Below are 18,627 nucleotides of genomic sequence, written 5' to 3'. Positions count from 1 at the left end.
CACCAGAGCAAGCTCCGTGCTGCCGTTCGACTTGCATGTGTAAGGCATGCCGCCAGCGTTCAATCTGAGCCAGGATCAAACTCTTCAGTTTAATCTCTGTTACTTTGCCGTTTTACCGGCACCATCATTGCTGATGGGTCGCTCACTCAAAAAACTGACAGGCTACTTCCGAAGAAGTATCCTATTTCATTATTTCTTGTGAACATTTGATATATTTTAAGTATTACGCCAATCCGAAGATTGACGCTGCACTGACATCAAATGCCCACACTTATCGACTGTTAATTGTTAAAGAACTGTATTCGGTACTGCTTTCGCGCTATCGACAAAGCGTTGTGTTTGTCAGCTGCGAAGAAGGAAGAGTATGAAGCATTTCAGCACAATCGTCAACACCTTCTTTTCCTCATCTCACTCGGCATTTGCATGCGTCGTTCAGCGAGGGGGCGAATTATAGCCAAGCAACAGCGTGTCCGCAAGAGCCATTTATGGCAAGACGAACGATTTCACCAAGGTCAGTTCGCCGGCGGCCCGCATCGGCACCTGGAAGCTCTGCAACTTTTCACGTGGCGTGCCTTCGTTGGTGATGATCGATATGCGGGCGACGGTCAGCATGGCGGTGTTCTCGCCGCTGCCGTAGTAATTCACATAGACGTGATAGTTGCCCTTCACGGGCGCCGAACTGGAGAAAATCTCCGGACCATAGCCGGTGGTCACGTCCACATCCAGCGCGCCGCCATCTTTCAGGACGCGATTGCCGTACCAGGCATGGCCGCCGTCCGGCGTGACCACATGCATATCGAGGTCGGTGCCGGCGCTGTCCCAGGACAGCACGATGCGCAGGCGCGCCTGGGTCTTGCCCTGGTAGCTGTCGACAAACTGGGTGCGCGCGCGGCTCCGGCCATCCGGCGAGCGCACTTCCACGCTGTTCGAACCGCTGCCGAAGCCATACGGACGGCCATAGCTGCCATCCTCGCCCACTTCCATCGGCATCGCCACGCCATTGACCACCAAAGTAGCGGGCTTGCCCTTGACGGCGCCTGCGATGCGTCCCCGTATCTGCGCCGTCTCGGCCTGGCCCGGCTGCAGGTTGACCGACGCGGCGGGGTAGTTGACCGCTTGCGTGTATTGCTCGCTGGCGCCGGCCGAATTGCGCCAACCACTCTTGGGGGCGTCAATGGTGACCTGGGCCTGCGCCCAGATTGGCAATAGCATTAGCGGAATCGAGCAGCGGATATAAAAACTCACAGGGCCTCCAGGTTAAGGTCGACGAGCCGGCGGGCCAGCCGCTCGACATATTCTTCGTCCTGGCCGCGCGGATGGTTGCGCAGGCCAAGATGCAGGTATTCATGGGCCAAGGTGATGCGGTCTTCGCGCGTGGCCAGCGGCCGCATGAAGATACGGTTGCGCGATTGTTCCGAATACGGCGCGCCGCTCTGCAAGGCGCACACCAGCGGCGCTGGCGACGGCGCCTCGTAGCCGGCCTCGCGCAGCAGCACGCGCTGCCAGCGCAGCACGGACCGCGCCAGCCAGTCCTCGTTCTGCGCCAGGCGCCGGCAACGTGCGCCGGTATTGCCAAAGGTACTCAGCGCGCCGCCAGGATACGCCGCCGCCAGCAATTCATCATAGTACTTGCCTTGTCTGGCCTGGCGCACCGCCTCGCTCCACGCCATCGTGCCCTCGGACGGCTGGTTACTGTGATAGCGCACGGTGACGCCATCGACGATCAGCTGGTCGGTCCAGCGCGCAATCGCCAGCGCCGCCGGCGTGGCGGGGCTGGGACTGACGCGCTGGGTCGCGCTGCTGTCAACGATCTGCTGGCAGCCCGCCACCGTCACCGCGTTCTGCTGCAGATACGTGCGCGCGGCGATCGCCAGCGCCTTGGCCGCTTCCGGCTCGCCGGCGTTCGCTTCGCGGTCGAGCACGCGCGCCACATATTCATTGACGCCGAAGCGGCCGCGCAATTGCGGACGGCCGCCCTTCTCCTGCAACAGCATCAATTCGCCCGTGCTGCGCAAGGCGAGGTTCTGGCCATTCTCGAATTGCACATGGTAGCGGCCATTCAGCGGGCCAGCTGCGGCCACGCCACGCTCGCCGCGCACGGCGCGGATCGGATAGCGCTTGAAGTAATCGACGACCACGCAGCCGCCATCGTCGGCCGCGCCCACTTTCGGCAAACTGGCGGCCAGCTTGGGCGCCCACTGTGCGAAGACATTGCTGCTGCCGCCCGCGCCGTCAAACCAGATCGGCGTGCCGTCGGCCAGCCAGCCGGCCGCGCCGCCGATACGCTCTTCTGCCTGACCCTTTTTCTGCTCGTGCCAGGAATACGTCTTTACGCGCAGCTGGCTGCCGAACCAGCGCGCCGTACCGGCGCCGCGTCCGTCGAGCACCACGCGCAGCAGCGCTGCCTCGGCATCCACGCGGCTGGCGGCCGGGATGCTGTCCAGCGCGCGCAGCAGGCTATCCAGGCGCACCGTGCGCGCCGGCGCCATCTGCGCGGGATCCGCCAGCCAGGCAAAGTCGCCTGCCGGCGCGCTCCCCAGACGGCCGCGCCAGTACTGGCGCCACGGCGTGGCCGTGATCATCAAGCGCTTGGGCGAGAAAAATGGGCCGCAGGACTGCGCCAGCGCCGCGTCGTGACCGATGCTCTGGCCCGCATCGCAGCAATACACCTCTTCCGGATCGCGGCCACCGCAGCGGTAATCCGGCATCGCTACCTTGTTATCCGTCGCATAGACATACACGAACAGCTTCCACAGGCTGGCCAGCGGTACTTGCCGCGCACCGTCAAACGGCGGCGAGAGGGGCTGCGTGGCGCCGCCCTGGCGCAGCTGCCGCACTTCCGTCTTGCCATCACGCCACCAGGCCACGTCCAGCGATGCAGACCACGCAGGTACGGCCAGCAGCAGGGTTGCCGTCAATGCAGGAAGTGCAACGCGCATCACTCGACCTTCAGCGCGCGCGTGGTCTTGCCGCCGCCTTCAAAGGCTTTCTGCTCCGGCTGATACATGCGGTAAAAGCGCGCAGGCGGCAGCACATAACTGCCCTTCTGCGCAAAGCGCAGCAAATGGCGCACGGTCACGTCGCCGGCCAAAGGCTCGATCGGCACGGCATAGCCGTCGCGGCGTTCGGTGTGGCGCGCGCGTTCCAGCGCGGCCGGCATGTCACCTGCCATGACCATGCCCCATGTCGTCGATTCGACCATGGCGCCAGGTGGCAGCGCCACTTCCAGCAAACCAAAGCGGTGCTTCGCTCCCGGTGCAGCCTTCAAGGTGATTTCATCGAGGTACAGCGCGTCCGTGCTCAGCGCCTCGCCCGGCTTGACCAGCTCCGTCGTGTAGCCGCCCTTGCCCGCCTTCATGCGCAGGATGCGGCGCTCGACGGCAACCGGCAAGGTTTGCGCTTCGACGGCGTGGCTGTCGTACTGCAGCACGGCCACCGTGCCTGCGGGCGCCGGTGCAGCGAGACGCAGTTTGTCGGGCTGGCCCTTGGCGTCGTTCCAGCGCCAGACCGGCTGGCCGCTGCGGCTGTCGCGTTTTTGCCAGGCGCCGTCCAGCGTGACGGCCGGCCCCTTGCCGAACGATGCGCCACCCAGCTTCTTTTGCACCCACATCAACGTCATCGCGCGGTCCAGGGTCGGCATCTCGGCGCGCACGCCAGCCAGCACCGCGTCGGCCTGCGATGGCGGTACTTCGCCGGCCAGCATCAGCAAGGCTTGCGCCACCGGCGCTTTCGATTCGCGCAAGACTTGCCAGGCGCTGGCCACTTGCAGTTGCAGCCCATGCGGCAAGGCGATGCCATTCTGGCCGGCCACCAGCGCCACCAGGCCCAGCGACATCGCTTGCGCTTCGCGGTCAAGGGCTCCGCCCAGCAGCAGGCTGCTACTGTCGCCCGCCTGGCGCGGCTTGCCGCCCAGGACGGCGATGGCGCTGTCGTCCACCAGGCCCGCCGCCAGCGTCTGCGTGGGCAAGCCCATCTCGCGCGCCATCCACAGCACCAGCGCGCGGTCGCCCATCGCATCCTTCAAGCCATGTTCGCTGTAGACGGCCAGCAGCTTGTTCCAGTGCTCGGGCGGCAGCTCGATGCGCAGCGCGCGCGCAGCGTACCAGTCGGCATAATAGGCGTAGGCCGTCATCAAGGCATTGCCGGCCGTGGCGTTGCCCCACCAGCCGAAGACGGCGTTCGGCCCCGCCATGGACACCAGGCGCAGGCGCTGCGCCGTCAGCAGCGTTTGCAGACGCTCACCCGCCGCGCCGGCGTCCGGCCCCAGGCTTTGCGTGGCCAGCGCCAGCGGAATCAAACGGCTCGCCGTCTGCTCCACGCAGCCATATGGATAGTCGATCAGGTCGTCGGCGATGCGCGCGAACTGGCTGGCTGCTCCTTGCGCGAACGAGATGCGGATATTGCGCGCGTCCGCCGGCAGCTTGAGTGGAATATCACCCGTGGCGCCATCGAGCGGCAGCACCAGGGTGCGCGGGCTGCTCCAGGCGGCGGGCAAGGTTTGCATGGCCGTGTCCAGCGCGTCGACCAGCTTGCCGTTCTGTTTCAGCTCCAGGCGCAGCGGCCCGGTAGCGCCAGCAGCGAGCGGAAACTCGACGTAGTTGACGCCCGGTTTGGCGGACAGCTTTTCCGTCTTCGGCTGCGCCCCGCCGGAAAGGACGACGTCCAGCGCCTGCTCCTTGCCAGTCTGGTTGAACACGGCCACCGAGGCACGCGGCGCATCGCCTGTGCGCATCCAGTCGGGCGCCGTCCACTTGGCATAGAAGTTCTTGTCTGACCGCAGATAGGCCGTGCGCTGGCCCACGCGCCCCTGCTCGTCCATCGCGCGGCCCGTAATCCTCCAGCGGGTCAGCGCGTCCGGCATGGTGAAACTCACGCGCGCATTGCCATTCGCGTCGGTCTTGAGCGATGGCGCCCAGTACGCCGTATCGATATTGTCGCGGCGCGGACGTTCGAGCACCTTGACGCCGCGCTCGTTGTAATTGTGGCGCGCGGGCGCGCCAGCGGTGCGGCCCTGCGCCATGTCGTAGCTGATGAAGGACAGGCTGGCCGTGGTGCGCACGTTGTTGCGGCGCGGATGGTAGAAGAAGTCGCCGATGTCCGGCGCGATTTCCGGCTGCAGCACATAAATCATTTCATCGACCACGCCCAGCGCCACCATCGTGCTCAGCGGCTTGCCGTCGAGGGTGGCCTTGACGTCCAGGGTCACCTTCTCGCCGGGCTGGTAGACCTCCTTGTCGCTCTTGAATTGCAGCGCGATGCGCGGCTCGATCACTTGCAGACCCGCATTCTCGAAGACGAAGTCGCCATTGCGCGTATACGCCACCGAGAACGTCATGTTCGGGCCATGCTCCTCCCTGACGGGAATGCGCACGCGCCACTGCCGCGGCGCCACGCGCTTCGCCTGGTACCAATCCGCGGCGCCGGCCATCAAGCCATGGTGCTCCACCTTGTCGCGCTCGATCGTCAACAGCGCCTGGTCGACCTTGTCCGAGAACGTGATCAGCGCCTCGGCGGTGTCGCCCGGACGATAGCGGGCGCGGTCCAGCACGATCTCGATGCTGCCCGGCGTCGCCTGCACGCCATCGCCGGCGACCCAGTGGCTGGCGGCGGCCAGCAGGTTGCCCCGTTCGTCGCGCAGCGCCAGCTGATACGAGCCCGAAGCGGGGAATGTCACGTCCCAGCCCTTGGCGTTTGGATCGAATGCGCCCTCGGTCTTGCCTTGTTTTTCCAGCTGCACCATCTCCCAGCGCACGGGCTTGGCCGCGCCCTGGCCGTCGGCCAGCAAGTCGAAATGCACGGACTGGTCCGGATCGGAAAACTGGCGCGCGGCCTTCAACTGGTAGCTGCTGCTCGAACGCTCGATCATCAGCTCGCGCGTCGCCTTGACGCGGTAGGCCGCGCCATCGGTCGCCAGCACGGTCAGGATGTAGCGCGAAGGGTCGGCGGCGGGCGGCAAGGTGAAGTCCACATTGCCGCTGCCGTCGCTCGTCACTTCCTCGGTCTTCAAGGCCACGGGGAACAGGCCGCTGTAACGCAACTCGCCCTCGACCATGGTGTTTTGCTGGCCGCGCAGCGACAGGGTCATCTTCGCGTTTTTCACCGGCTTGCCATCGGGGTAGCGCAGCGCGATGCTGCCCTTGACCGCCTCGCCCGTCTTGAATTCCGGCTTCGCTGGCTGGACGTTGATTTCAAAGTGCGGCTTGATGTATTCGGCCACGCGGAAGGCCGCGCCATATGCGCCATCCTTGTAATTGAAGCGCAGTTCATAGCCGCCGGCGGTGGCTTCCGTCGGCAGGCGGAAGCGCGTGTCGGCGCCCGTATCGCCGGACAGCTGCAGCGTTTGCGTCAGCAGCGGCGTGCCATTCGGATTGAGCACGGTCAAGCTTAGCGGCGCGCTGGCCGCCGCCTGCGAGTTGCGCGCCGACGTGAATTCGCGGCCCACAAACTTGACGTTGACCTCGTCGCCGGGCCGGTACAGGGGCCGGTCCGTCACCGCATAAATCTTGGTGTTATAGATTTCGCTGTCATAGTAAAAATTCTCGGACACGAACACGCCGCCGGCGCGGTCCTGCCCCAGCACATACGTGTGTTCGGGGCTGCCGCGCTCGAGCGATGCGACGCCGTCGGCGCCCGTGGTGGCCGACTGCAGCACGCCGGTGCCGTCCGTCCACGCCACGCTGGCGCCGGCCACGGCGGCGCTGTTGTCGCGCCGTGCCGTCCACACCAGCATCTGGCCGGACGATACCTTGGTGACGGCCACCGTATCCGACACGAACACCAGGGTGGTGGCGCGGTGTTCGCCGATGATCGCTTCGATCAGGTACAAGCCAGGCTGGCGTTTGCCCAGCGGAATCATCACGTTACCGGCACCGGCGACGATGAAATCGCTGCTCGATCCATCGAGCTTGACGCCTTTCGGCGGTGTGATGGCCTTGGCTTGCCAGATCGGATAGCGGAAGCTGTCGACCAGCTCCATGCCCTTGATCGGCTTGTATTGCGGATGGTTGGCGAACACAGTGCGCCGGCGGATCGCGTCATTCGTCGCCAATTGCGGCTGTTCCTTCGTTACCGCGAGGCGCGCCTCGCCGGAGAACAGCTTGCGCCAGGCCAGGCGCGACTGCTTCCACCAGCTATCCCACAGAAAGCTCAGGGTATTGGCCAGGCCTTCGCCCTGGTAATTGCCCTCGACCTGGATGCGGTGCAGATTGCGCTGCTTTTTCAGGAATTCCATCGGTTCGGGCACGCGGTAGACGACGATGTCGGCGCCCGAATACGCTTCCAGGTTCATGCGCCCCATGTCGCGCCCCGGCACTTCCAGGCGCACGCGCGCTTCATCAAGACTGCCGTAGCTGGCGTCCGACAGCAGAAAGAAGGGTTCGCCCTTGAAGGTGGCGTAGTTGCTCGGTTCGCGTTCCTGCGCCGAGGCGCCGCCAATGAGGACCAACGCCAGCAGGCTGGAAAATAACAGCTTCATGAGAAGCTTCATGACAGGAACGCCAGCCGGAACACACCGGCGAAATTCGGATTGTTGACCACAGGTTGCCACCGCGTGTCCTTCCAGCTCGTAAGTTCTTTGATATCGACGGTCCGCAGACCATTGTCGTCGGGGGTGACGGTGCCGGTGTGGTAGGCGATGCGCGCCCCCATCCAGACCATCAGGTGCTGTTCATCGCCCTGGTCGAAAAACAGCAGGTCGCCGGGCAGCGCCTGGCTGATTTCGCGGGCGATGAAACGGCTGTTGTGCTGCACCAGCGCCAGCGCCGTGACGAAGTGGCCGACCGTGCCATCCGTCTGCACCCAGCGGTTGCGCAAGGCCGCCTGGGCCCCGCTCAATCCCAGTTCGGGCGGCAGGCGCCGGTCGCTGGCGATGCCGTTCGCACGCAGCCATTTCGCGTCATGCACGGTGAGCGCCTCATTGACGGCAAAGCGCACGAGGCCTGCGCAATCGCGGTGCGTCCAGCGCGGCGACGGCCCCCGTTCGATCTGCACATTGACAATGCGCAACATCCAGGCCTGGAAGGCGCGGCTCTGGGCTTGCGACAGCTGCACTTGCGGATCGGCGGCCGCGCGCAGGGCCCACGCCCGGGGCGCAGCCACGGTGGCGGCGCAAGCCGCGAGCCAGCGCAAGGTGGCGCGGCGCGCGTACCACACCGTCATCGCGCAGTCTCCTGCCATTCCAGCGCTTCCCATGCGGTGCCGCTGGCTGGCTGCCGCTTGAGCACCATGCGCAGCGGCGGATATTTTTTCAAGGCGTTCAGGCGCGGCACCAGGTGTTCGTTGGCGGCCGCGCGCAGTACCGGTTCGTTATTCGCCGGCAGGGTATCGAAGGCTTCCAGCTGGATCAGCCGGGCCAGCGATGCCGGGGCGATCAGGCCGATGGTATGCGCGCCATCGGGCAGCAGGTCGCTGGCCGCCGGCGCCTGCTTGCGGCGCACGGCCAGCACCTGGTCCACCAGCTTGCCGTCGGCCGAGAAGACAACCATATTGCCGGCCACGGCCAGCGCCGGCGTGGACTGGCCCAGTGCCGTGGCGACGCTGCGCTCCCAGCGTACGAACCCACCTTTAGCATCCTTGCCGGTCGTCCTGCGCACGGGGTCCTTGCCGCCGATGGCCGCCTCGAACAGGCTGCCATATGCAGCGTCATCCCCGGCCTGCGCGCTGCGCGTGGCGACAAACACCGGCGTATGCAGGCGCGAAGTGCCGTACCAGCAGGCGGCGGCCGGCCCTTGCAAGTGCCAGGCCAGCGGCACCACCGGCTCGGAAGTCTTGCTCCCCAGGCGCTTGAGCACCGGTTGCAGTGCGGTCCAGTCCACCGGCACGCTGAAGCAGGCGCTGGGACTGTGCGGCAGCACGGGCCACAGGGCGCTGCTGTCATAGCCGCCGTTTTTCAGTTTGTCGGCATTGAGCAGCACCTTGGACTGCCAGGCGCCCTGTTGAAAATCGAAGCGCAGCGCTTCGAGCGCGCCAAAGAAGGGCTGGTAGCCGAACGACAGGAAATCCGCCTTGACGGCGATGCTGTGGCCCTCGGGCGCGGCGCCGTCGAGATGGAATTGCGCATGAAAGACGTTCTGTTTGGCAGCCTCCGGCGCCAGCAGGCTGGCCACGGTTTTCTCGGCCGTTCCATCGCCGCTCTTGCCGTCGCTGCCGCCATACAGCATGCCGGGATGGGACAGGATAACCAGGCGCTGGCCGTGCGCGGCAAACAGCAAGGTGCGCTGGTAGGCGTAATTGAGCGCATACACGGGCACCTGGCCGCCATCGACGCGCAAACTGCCGGCCACACGCATTTGCGTATCCTTCAAGGCGATCTTGCCCGCTTCCTCCAGCAGGCGCGTCAGCTGGTTGCGCGACACGGCAATGGCGAAATGCTTGAGCGAGCCGTCGGCGTCGCGCCACAGGGCCACTTCCGCGGGCTGGTCCAGCACCATGCGCAGCAGCTGGTCGCCCCAGCCCAGTTCATGTTCGTAGGCGATGCGGCGCAAGCTGCCCTTGAGCCCCAGCCGGTCTTCGCTCTGCTCGTAATAGAACAGGAAATCCTCGCGCAGCACGTCGCGCGCCAGCGGCACCGTCAGCAAGTCGCGCGGCAAGGTCGACAGGCTTTTCGTGCGGACCAGCGCGTCGGGCCTGGACAAGTCCAGCTTCAGGCCGTTGACCGGCCCCAGCATGCCCCAGCCGAAGACCCGGTAACCGACCAGCGCGGCAGCCACCACGGCCACGCCAGCCAGCGCCCCGAGCAGAACTTTCTTATTGAGTACTTTTTTCGCCAGCACCGTATATCCCTTTTACCCGCCGCAGCATTGACAAGTTAGTAATTATTGACAAATGGTAACATGGCATTTGTGGCCGCAGCGCACAGCTGACGCGACAGCGTAAAATAGCGGTTTCGCCGTTTCAATCGCCTCCCATGACCATCCTGCTCTCCACCCTGAACGCCCGCTACACCCACGCCTCGCTGGGATTGCGCTATTTGCTGGCCAATATGGGGCCGCTGCAAGCGCAGACGCGGCTGCAGGAATTCGTCATCGGCACGAAAACCACGGAACTGGTCGAGCGCATCCTCGTCAACAAGCCGCGCATCATCGGTTTTGGCGTGTATATATGGAACGTCGAGGAAACAACGAAGCTGGTGGCCATGCTCAAGCGCGTGGCGCCCGAGGTCATCATCGTGCTGGGCGGGCCGGAAGTGTCGCATGAGGCGGGCGAGCAAGAGATCGTCAAGCTGGCCGACTACCTGATCACGGGCTGGGGCGACGTCACCTTCCCCAAGCTGTGCGGCGAGATCCTCCACGGGCCGAAGCCGCTGATGAAGATCCACGCAGGCGTGCAAGCCCCGCTGGCGGAACTGCAACTGCCCTACTCCTTGTATACAGACGACGATATCCGCCACCGCACGATTTACGTGGAAGCGTCGCGCGGCTGCCCGTTCAAGTGCGAATTCTGCCTGTCGGCGCTGGACAAGACGGCCTGGCCCTTCGCACTGGAGAACTTCCTGGCCGAGATGGAGTCCCTGCATGCACGCGGCGCGCGCCTGTTCAAGTTCGTCGACCGCACCTTCAACCTGAACATCAAGACCAGCCTGAAGATCATGCAGTTCTTCCTGGACAAGATCGAGACGAATCCGGACGATCCGATCTACGCCCACTTCGAGCTGGTGCCCGACCACTTGCCCGACGCCTTGAAGGAAGGCATCAGCAAGTTCCCGCCCGGCGCGCTGCAGTTCGAGATCGGCATCCAGAGTTTCAATCCGGACGTGCAATCGCTGGTCAGCCGCAAGCAGGACAATCAAAAGGCGGCCGACAACATCCGCTGGCTGTGCGAAGAATCGAACGCCCATTTGCACGTGGACTTGATCGCCGGCTTGCCGGGCGAGGATGAAGCGAGCTTCGCGGCCGGCTTCAACAAGCTGGTGGCCTTGAAACCGCATGAAATCCAGTTCGGCATATTAAAACGGCTGCGCGGCACGCCCATCATCCGCCATACGGAAAACTATGGCATGGTGTTCGACCCGCACCCGCCGTACACCATCCTGGCGAACAAACAGCTCGATTTCATGAGCATGCAGCGCCTCGTGCGCTTCGCCCGCTACTGGGACCTGGTGGCCAACTCGGGCCGCTTCGCCAATACGGTGCAATGGATGCTGGGCGATGCGCCGTTTGAAAACTTCATGGACTTTTCGAACTGGCTGTACGCCCACACGGACGCCACGCACCGCATCGCCATGGAGCGCCTGGCCAAGCTGGTGGCGCAATGGCTGCAGACGCGCGGCATGAGCGCGCTTGAAGCCAATGCCCTCGTGGCTAGCGACTATGCGGGCGGCGCGCAGGCGGCCGCGCACGCCAAGCCAGCCGAAGTGAGTACTAGCAATGCCAAGGTGCGCCCGGACGTCGCCCTGCCGCAGCGGCAGGCGCGCCACCTGGCGTCCTGAGGGGCCGGCGATTGAACAGCGGTGGCGGTCTGCGCCATTCTCCCTTAAACTGGCACGATGCCGACTGTACAATCGCCGAAACTGACCCTCTCCCAGACCAGCTCCCAACAGGGAGCCCTTGTCACTGCCAGCGGCACCTGGCAGGTGCACGCGCTGGCGCATGACAATGCGATCAAGGCCATCGAGGCCCAGCTCAAGCCCTTGCAGGGCGATGCGAAGGCGCAATGGGACCTGTCCGCCATCGACAGCATGGACCATATCGGCGCCCAGCTGTTCTGGAATGCCTGGGGCAAGCGGCGTCCCGCGCAACTGACCCTGGCGCCGTCGCAGGAAGAGTTTTTCCGGCGCATCGAGGAAACGGGGCCGCTGGAAACGCCGCCCTCGCGCGCCAACCGCCTCACGCCCGTGATGAAGCTGGGCATGGCTATTTTGCTGTTTTTCCAACATTTGAAGGGTTTTATCGCCCTCGTAGGCCAGGTCACGCAGGATATCGGCCGCTTTGCGCGCCATCCCATGCGCGGGCCGTGGCGTGAAATTTCCGCCAATATCTTCCATGCGGGCTTCCAGGCGCTGGGCATCACGGCCCTCGTCGGCTTCCTGATCGGTGTCGTGCTGTCCTATCTGTCCGCGCAGCAACTGCGCGCCTTTGGCGGCGACATTTACCTGGTCAACCTGCTGGGCATGAGCGTCATCCGCGAACTGGGGCCATTGTTGGCCGCCATCCTCGTGGCGGGCCGCTCCGGTTCGTCCATCACGGCCCAGCTGGGCGTCATGCGCGTCACGGAAGAGCTCGACGCCATGCTGGTGATGGGCATTTCGCACGGTTTCCGCCTGATCATGCCGAAAGTGCTGGCCCTGGCCATTTCCATGCCTCTGCTCGTCATCTGGACGGATACGGCCGCGCTGATCGGCGGCATGGTGGCGGCCAAGGTGGAACTGAACCTGTCGGCGCGCTACTTCATCCAGAAGCTGCCGGATGCCGTGCCGCTGGCCAATTACATGATCGGCCTGGGCAAGGGCGTGATTTTCGGCATGCTGATCGCGCTGGTCTCGTGCCACTTCGGCCTGCGCATCAAGGCCAACACGGAAAGCCTGGGGCGCGGCACCACCACCGCCGTCGTCACGGCCATCACCGTGGTGATCCTGGCCGACGCCGTGTTCGCCATCGTCTTCAATGGAGTGGGCTACTGATGGCGGACAACGATATCGCTTGCGGCACGGGCAAGGAAGGCCAGTTCAACCTGCATGGCGACGCGCCCGTGGTGGAAATCACCAATCTGTGGACCAAGTTCGGCCGCACCGTCGTGCACCAGGACTTGAACCTGGAAATCGAACGGGGCGAGATCCTTTCCATCGTGGGCGGCTCCGGCACGGGCAAGACTGTGCTGCTGCGCCAGATGCTGGGCCTGGAACATCCGGCGCGCGGCTGCGTCAAAGTCTTTGGCGAAGATATCAACCAGGCAAGTTCCGACCAGTTGCAGCAGTTGCGCAACCACTGGGGCATGCTGTTCCAGCAAGGCGCCCTGTATTCGGCCCTGACCGTGTTCGACAACGTGGCCCAGCCGATGCGCGAATTGCGCGTGCTGCCCGAGGCGCTGGTGCACGACGCGGTACTATTGAAGATGAATATGGTGGGCCTGGGCCCGGAACATGCGCTGAAAATGCCGTCGGACTTGTCGGGCGGCATGATCAAGCGCGTGGCCCTGGCCCGCGCCTTGGCGCTGGAACCGAAGCTGCTGTTCCTCGACGAACCGACGGCCGGCCTGGATCCGGACCTGTCGGAAAGTTTCGTGTCCCTGATCCAGTCGCTGCACCGCGAACTGGGCTTGACGGTGGTGATGGTCACGCATGACCTCGACACTTTGTTCGCCCTGTCCACGCGCATCGCCGTGCTGGCGGAAAAACACGTGATCGCCATCGGCCCCACGCGCGAGGTGATCGAAGTCGACCACCCGTTCATCAAGCAATTTTTCCTCGGCGACCGCGGCAAGCGCGCGCTGGCCGTCCTCGACGAGAAACAGGCGGCCGGCAAGGCGGCGCAGCTGGGCGACGACGCCGGCACAGACAAGAAAGCGGAGAAGTAATGGAAAACAGATCACATGCCCTGATGACGGGATTTTTTACACTCACCCTGCTGGTGGCCGCCATCCTGTTCGGCGTCTGGTTCAACCGCGACCGCGTGGAACGGGTGCCGTACCTGCTCGCCACCACCCTGTCCGTGCCGGGCCTCAATCCGCAGGCGACCGTGCGCTACCGGGGCCTGGAAGTGGGCAAGGTGGACGCCATCGACTTCGACACGCAAAAAGCGGGGCAAATCCTCGTGCACATCAGCGTGGCGCCGGACACCCCCGTCACCAACACCACCTTTGCCACCCTGGGCTACCAGGGCGTAACGGGTATCGCCTACATCCAGCTCGACGACGAGCACGTGGGCTCGACACTGCTGGGCACCAGCAAGGACAAGCCCTCGCTGATTCCCCTGCGCGCGGGCTTGCTCGACCAGCTGGAAAAGCGCGGCAAGCGCATCCTCGACCAGGCCGAACAGATCACCAACAAGGTGAACAACCTGCTCAGCCCCGACAACCAGGCGGCCATGCTGGGCGCCTTCAACGAAGTGGGCAAGGCGGCCAAGGCCTTCGGCGCCATTCCCCAGCAGCTGGAACCGACCTTGACGCAATTGCCGCAGTTGACGGAACAAACGCGCCAAACCTTGACGGCCGTCAGTACGGCCAGCAAGAACGTGTCGGACTTGACGGCCACGTGGAAAAAGCTGGGCAACGATATCCAGGCGCCCGGCGGCGTGCTCGAGAAAGTCAATGGCACGGTCGACCGGGTCGGCAATTCCGTGGAAACGGTGGCCAATGGCGTATCGCTGGAAGTCTTGCCGCAGGTAATCGAGCTGAGCGGCGAGGCGCGTTCCTCGATGCGCGCCCTGAAAACCACCATGAGCACGCTCAATGAACAGCCGCAGAGCATCTTGTTCGGCGCCCCAGACATTCCGCCCGGCCCGGGCGAGCCCGGTTTTTCGGCGCCGGGCAAATAAGGAGATTGCACGATGAACTTCCCCCGCTTTTCCCCTGTCAGCGTGCTGACCCTGGCCACGGCATTGTTGCTCGGCGGCTGCGCCAGCCGCGGCCCCGTCCCCACTTTCTATGACTTTGGCCCGCCGGCGCCGCAGGCGGCGGCAGTACAACCGGCCGCGCCCGCCGTGCCCGTGCTGGTGATCGCCGACGCCAACGGCCCATCCTGGCTGGACAGCCAGCGCATGTATTACCGCTTGCTGTACGCCGACGCGCAGCAATCGCGGCCGTACGCCTACAACCGCTGGAACACGCCGCCGCTGCAATTGCTGAGCCAGCGCCTGAAGACGCGCGTGGCGCAAAGCGGCGTGAAAGTGCTGTCGACCACGGACGCGGCCGCCGGCATGCCCCTGCTGCGCATCGACGTCGATGATTTTTCGCAAAACTTCGATACGCAGACGCAGAGCAGCGGCCACGTGTCGCTGCGCGCCTCGCTGTTCCGCGGCCACCGCCTGATCGACCAGAAAACCTTCAGCCGCAGCGGCCCGGCAAGCAGCGCCGACGCGCAAGGGGGCGCGCAGGCGCTGGCGGCGGCCTCGGACGCCATCGCCGCCGACCTGCTGACCTGGCTGGGCACGCTGACCATCCCGAAAGAATGACGGCGCCAGCTTCTTCCGCCAGTCCGGCGGCACCACTGCCGCCCGTCCGCTCCTCGCCCGTGTCGCGCGCGACCCTGCTCGCCTACGTCTTCCTGATTGTGTACGCCAGCTGGTTTCCATTCACGGGTTGGCACAGCAATGGCTTGTCGCCGCTGACGTTCCTGGAAAACACGCGCATGCCCCGTTACTGGACGGGCTTCGACGTGGGCATCAACGTCGTCGGCTACATCCCGCTGGGCGCCTTGATCGTGTATTCGCTGTTTCCAAGGATCACAGGTTTCTTTGCCGTCATCGTCGCCAGCCTGTGCGGCGTGTTGATTTCCGGCAGCATGGAAGCCGTGCAAACCTATTTGCCCAGCCGCGTCTCGTCGAACCTGGACTTTTATACGAACTCGGCCGGCTGCTTCATCGGTTCCCTCATCGGCGCCTTGACGGCGCGCAAGCTGCTCGACCATAGCCATTTGTACCGCCTGCGCCAGCGCTGGTTTGCCCAGCACGCCAGCCAGGGCCTGGTGCTGGTGGCCCTGTGGCCGCTGGCGCAAATCTATCCGCAAGGCTATCTGTTCGGCCTGGGCCAGCTGCTGCCCATCCTGTCGGACTGGCTGTCGCGCCTGGCGGGCATGGAGATCGACCTGGCCACCTATCTGCGGCCCGACGTGATATTGACTGTCGAGCAATATTGGCTTTCAGAAACCATCATCACGGCCTGCGGCATGACGGGCGCCGTGCTCACCTTGCTGTGCCTGCTGCGCCGCGCCGCGCCCCGCGCCGTGCTGATGCTGATCCTCATCGCCGCCGCCCTGACCGTGCGCTCGATGGCCAGCGCGCTGCTGTTTTCGCCGGAAAACGCCTTCGTCTGGATCACGCCGGGCGCCCAGGGCGGTTTCCTGATCGGCCTGATCATGCTGGGCGGCCTGGCGTTCGCGCCCCACGTGGCGCAACGCCGCATCGCGGCCGCCACCTTGCTGCTGAGCCTGGTAATGGTGAATACGACGCCGATCAACCCGTATTTCATGTCGACCTTGCAAGGTTGGGTACAAGGCAAGTTCCTCAACTTCAATGGCGCGGCGCAATTCCTCGCCTTGCTGTGGCCGTTCATGGCCCTGTGGTTCCTGTGCCTGCCCTCGCACCGCCTGAACCGGCAGGAAGACGCGCAGCGCCAGCGTCGCGAAGACCACCCATAAGCGTTATCATGGCGCATTGATGAATCAGCAGGAGAATAGTATGAGCGACGCACCGTATTTTGAACGCCACGTTTTTTTCTGCATGAATAAACGTGAAGACGGCCGCAACAGCTGCGGCGACCATGGCGCGGAAGCGGCGCAAAAGCATTGCAAGCGCCGCATCAAGGAGCTCGACATGAATGGCGCGGGCAAGATCCGCATCAACCAGGCCGGCTGCATGGACCGCTGCGAGGAAGGCCCGCTGCTGGTGATCTACCCGGAAGCGACCTGGTACACCTATGTCGACACCAGCGATATCGATGAAATCATCGATACGCACCTGGTAGGCGGCAAAATTGTCGAACGCCTCAAGATTTAATGCCAATTTAAGAGATACCCACCAGTATGAGCATCATGAACAGAAACTCGGAAAAATTTACCCTCGCCGGCCATGCAGGCAGCATGGAAGGCTTGCTCGATTTCCCGGCAGACACCCCGCGCGGCATCGCCCTTGTTGCCCACCCGCATCCGCTATACGGCGGCACGATGGATAACAAGGTCACGCAAACCCTGGCGCGCGCGTTTGTCGCGCTCGGTTACGTGGTGGCGCGCATCAACTTCCGCGGCGTCGGCGCGTCCGAAGGCGTGCACGACCATGGCGTGGGCGAGACGGACGACATGCAATTGCTGTATGAACACATGCGCGGCCTGTATCCGGGCTTGCCCGTGGCCTTGTCCGGTTTCTCGTTCGGCACCTTCGTGCAATCGAAACTGCAGGAACGCCTGGCCGCCGCCGGCACGCCCGCCGAGCGCCTGGCGCTGATCGGCAGCGCGGCCGGCAAGTGGGCCATGGCGGACATTCCCGCCGACACCATCCTGATCCACGGCGAACTGGACGACACGATTCCCTTGTCCGCCGTCTTCGACTGGGCCCGTCCACAAGACATTCCCGTGATCGTGATCCCCGGCGCCGACCACTTTTTCCACCGCAAGCTCAATCACATCAAGAACCTCGTGATTGCCCTGTGGCATGGTGACAAACCCGCAATAGCAGCAGATGATCATTGAAGTGTGGGCTTACTAGCGCCTGCACGGCTATAATTGATCCGTTTTTTCCACGCGGCCATGCAGGTAGCAACAGCATGGCCCTCAGCCTTCATCTTTTTCTCGCAGACCAGCCCCATGAAAAAACTTTTAGCGGCACTGGCCTCCAGTGTATTTTTCTTTTCCGCCGCCTACGCCCAGAGCGTTCCAGCCCCGACCATCGCCGCCAAGTCCTGGCTGTTGCTTGACGCCACCAGCGGCCAGATCATTGCTTCGCAAGATCCGGACGCGCGCATCGAGCCGGCTTCGTTGACCAAGATCATGACGGCTTACCTGACGTTTGCCGCCATCCGCGAAAAGAAACTGGCGCTGGACCAAAAAGTGAATGTGTCCGTGCGTGCCTGGAAAGTCGATTCGAGCAGCTCGAAGATGTTCATCGACCCGGCCACGCCCGTGTCGATCGACGACTTGCTGCATGGCCTGATGATTCAATCGGGTAACGATGCCGCCGTGGCCCTGGCTGAAGCCGTGGCCGGCGATGAAGGCACCTTCGTCGTGCTGATGAACCGCGAAGCGCAACGCATGGGTCTGAAAAACACGCGTTTTGCCAATCCGCATGGCTTGCCTAGCCCAGATAACTATTCCACAGCACAAGACCTGTCCGTGCTGGCCAAGCGCGTGATCGCCGACTACCCGGAATTCTACAAAATCGATTCCGTGAAAAGCTTTACGTACAACAAGATCACCCAGCCTAACCGCAACCGCCTGCTGTGGCTGGACCCAACCGTGGACGGCATGAAGACGGGCCACACGGAAGCGGCCGGCTATTGCATGATCGCCTCGGCCCGCCGTCCAGGCGGCACGGGCGAGCGCCGCCTGATCTCCGTGGTGCTGGGCACCACGTCGGACCAGGCCCGCACGCAGGAAAGCCAGAAGCTGCTGAACTGGGGCTTCCAGAACTTCGATACGGTCAAGCTGTACTCGAAAGGCCAGGCCGTGGCCACGCCGGAAGTGTGGAAGGGTTCGAAAGGCACCGTGAAAATCGGTTTCGCCCGCGATGTGCTCGTCACCGTACCAAAAGGCACGGCTGCCAAGATGAAACCTGTGCTGGAACGCAAGGACCCGCTGGTCGCGCCACTGGCTGAAAACGCGCCTGTCGGCAAGCTGAAAATGATGGTCGACGACAAGGTCTTGCTGGAACTGCCGGTCGTTGCGCTGGAAACCATCAATCAAGCCACGATCTTCGGCCGCGCCTGGGATTCGATGCGCCTGTGGTTGAAATAAGCAGTCAGCGTTCCCCATAAAAAATGCCCGCA

Annotated in this window: 14 protein-coding genes and 1 rRNA gene; 9 read left to right on the top strand and 6 right to left on the bottom strand. The window is 63.9% G+C overall.

All coding sequences use genetic code 11. The features are described 5' to 3' along the window. The 6 genes from O3298_RS28830 to O3298_RS28805 form a co-directional block, all read right to left on the bottom strand. Window positions 1-91: ribosomal RNA gene (locus tag O3298_RS28830) — 16S ribosomal RNA — on the bottom strand; the annotation flags it as partial. Between the two features lie 392 nt (window positions 92-483). Beyond that, a complete protein-coding gene (locus O3298_RS28825; RefSeq protein WP_289913951.1) occupies window positions 484-1,212 on the bottom strand; it encodes a YfaP family protein in 729 nt (242 codons plus the stop codon). Window positions 1,213-1,241: 29 nt separating this feature from the next. Then, on the bottom strand, window positions 1,242-2,939 hold the full coding sequence (locus tag O3298_RS28820) for a DUF2300 domain-containing protein (protein WP_305061162.1): 1,698 nt from the start codon (window positions 2,937-2,939) through the stop codon (window positions 1,242-1,244). Continuing rightward, complete coding sequence (locus O3298_RS28815) at window positions 2,939-7,474, bottom strand: alpha-2-macroglobulin (RefSeq protein ID WP_305061161.1); 4,536 nt, start codon at window positions 7,472-7,474, stop codon at window positions 2,939-2,941. The genes O3298_RS28820 and O3298_RS28815 overlap by 1 nt, the downstream gene beginning before the upstream one ends. Window positions 7,475-7,482: 8 nt before the next feature. Continuing rightward, complete coding sequence (locus O3298_RS28810; protein WP_305061160.1) at window positions 7,483-8,157, bottom strand: DUF1175 family protein; 675 nt, start codon at window positions 8,155-8,157, stop codon at window positions 7,483-7,485. Then, window positions 8,154-9,770: a DUF2138 family protein gene (locus tag O3298_RS28805; RefSeq protein WP_305061159.1), complete on the bottom strand. Its 1,617-nt coding sequence runs from the start codon at window positions 9,768-9,770 to the stop codon at window positions 8,154-8,156. Before O3298_RS28805 ends, O3298_RS28810 begins: the two co-directional genes overlap by 4 nt. Before the next feature lie 134 nt (window positions 9,771-9,904). Here O3298_RS28805 and O3298_RS28800 point away from each other — a divergent pair, with 134 nt between their 5' ends. The 9 genes from O3298_RS28800 to O3298_RS28760 all read left to right on the top strand — a co-directional run bounded on the left by O3298_RS28800 (window position 9,905) and on the right by O3298_RS28760 (window position 18,595). Further along, complete coding sequence (locus O3298_RS28800; RefSeq protein WP_305061158.1) at window positions 9,905-11,425, top strand: B12-binding domain-containing radical SAM protein; 1,521 nt, start codon at window positions 9,905-9,907, stop codon at window positions 11,423-11,425. A 57-nt stretch (window positions 11,426-11,482) separates the two neighbouring features. Beyond that, window positions 11,483-12,616, top strand: a complete 1,134-nt coding sequence (locus O3298_RS28795) for an ABC transporter permease (RefSeq protein ID WP_289906926.1) — start codon at window positions 11,483-11,485, stop codon at window positions 12,614-12,616. After that, window positions 12,616-13,509, top strand: coding sequence for an ABC transporter ATP-binding protein (locus O3298_RS28790; protein WP_305061157.1), 894 nt, complete (start codon window positions 12,616-12,618; stop codon window positions 13,507-13,509). Before O3298_RS28795 ends, O3298_RS28790 begins: the two co-directional genes overlap by 1 nt. Further along, complete coding sequence (locus O3298_RS28785; protein ID WP_099666176.1) at window positions 13,509-14,468, top strand: MlaD family protein; 960 nt, start codon at window positions 13,509-13,511, stop codon at window positions 14,466-14,468. The genes O3298_RS28790 and O3298_RS28785 overlap by 1 nt, the downstream gene beginning before the upstream one ends. A gap of 12 nt (window positions 14,469-14,480) precedes the next feature. Then, entirely contained in the window at window positions 14,481-15,104 is a 624-nt protein-coding gene (locus O3298_RS28780; protein WP_305061156.1) for an ABC-type transport auxiliary lipoprotein family protein, read from the top strand. After that, window positions 15,101-16,288: a VanZ family protein gene (locus tag O3298_RS28775; RefSeq protein ID WP_305061155.1), complete on the top strand. Its 1,188-nt coding sequence runs from the start codon at window positions 15,101-15,103 to the stop codon at window positions 16,286-16,288. Before O3298_RS28780 ends, O3298_RS28775 begins: the two co-directional genes overlap by 4 nt. A 40-nt stretch (window positions 16,289-16,328) precedes the next feature. Beyond that, window positions 16,329-16,646 (top strand): ferredoxin, encoded by a 318-nt coding sequence (locus O3298_RS28770; RefSeq protein ID WP_034781335.1) that lies wholly within the window; start codon window positions 16,329-16,331, stop codon window positions 16,644-16,646. 35 nt (window positions 16,647-16,681) lie between these two features. Then, window positions 16,682-17,335: an alpha/beta hydrolase gene (locus O3298_RS28765; RefSeq protein ID WP_305057616.1), complete on the top strand. Its 654-nt coding sequence runs from the start codon at window positions 16,682-16,684 to the stop codon at window positions 17,333-17,335. A 114-nt stretch (window positions 17,336-17,449) separates the two neighbouring features. Continuing rightward, window positions 17,450-18,595 carry a D-alanyl-D-alanine carboxypeptidase family protein gene (locus O3298_RS28760; RefSeq protein WP_251351651.1) on the top strand — a complete coding sequence of 382 codons (1,146 nt, stop codon included), beginning with the start codon at window positions 17,450-17,452 and terminating at the stop codon, window positions 18,593-18,595. Window positions 18,596-18,627 lie beyond the last annotated feature (32 nt).

The organism is Janthinobacterium sp. SUN137 (assembly GCF_030587265.1).
Lineage (GTDB): Bacteria > Pseudomonadota > Gammaproteobacteria > Burkholderiales > Burkholderiaceae_D > Janthinobacterium > Janthinobacterium kumbetense.
Note: the sequence above shows the minus strand (reverse complement) of the source record. Positions and strands in the feature narration are given on the sequence as shown.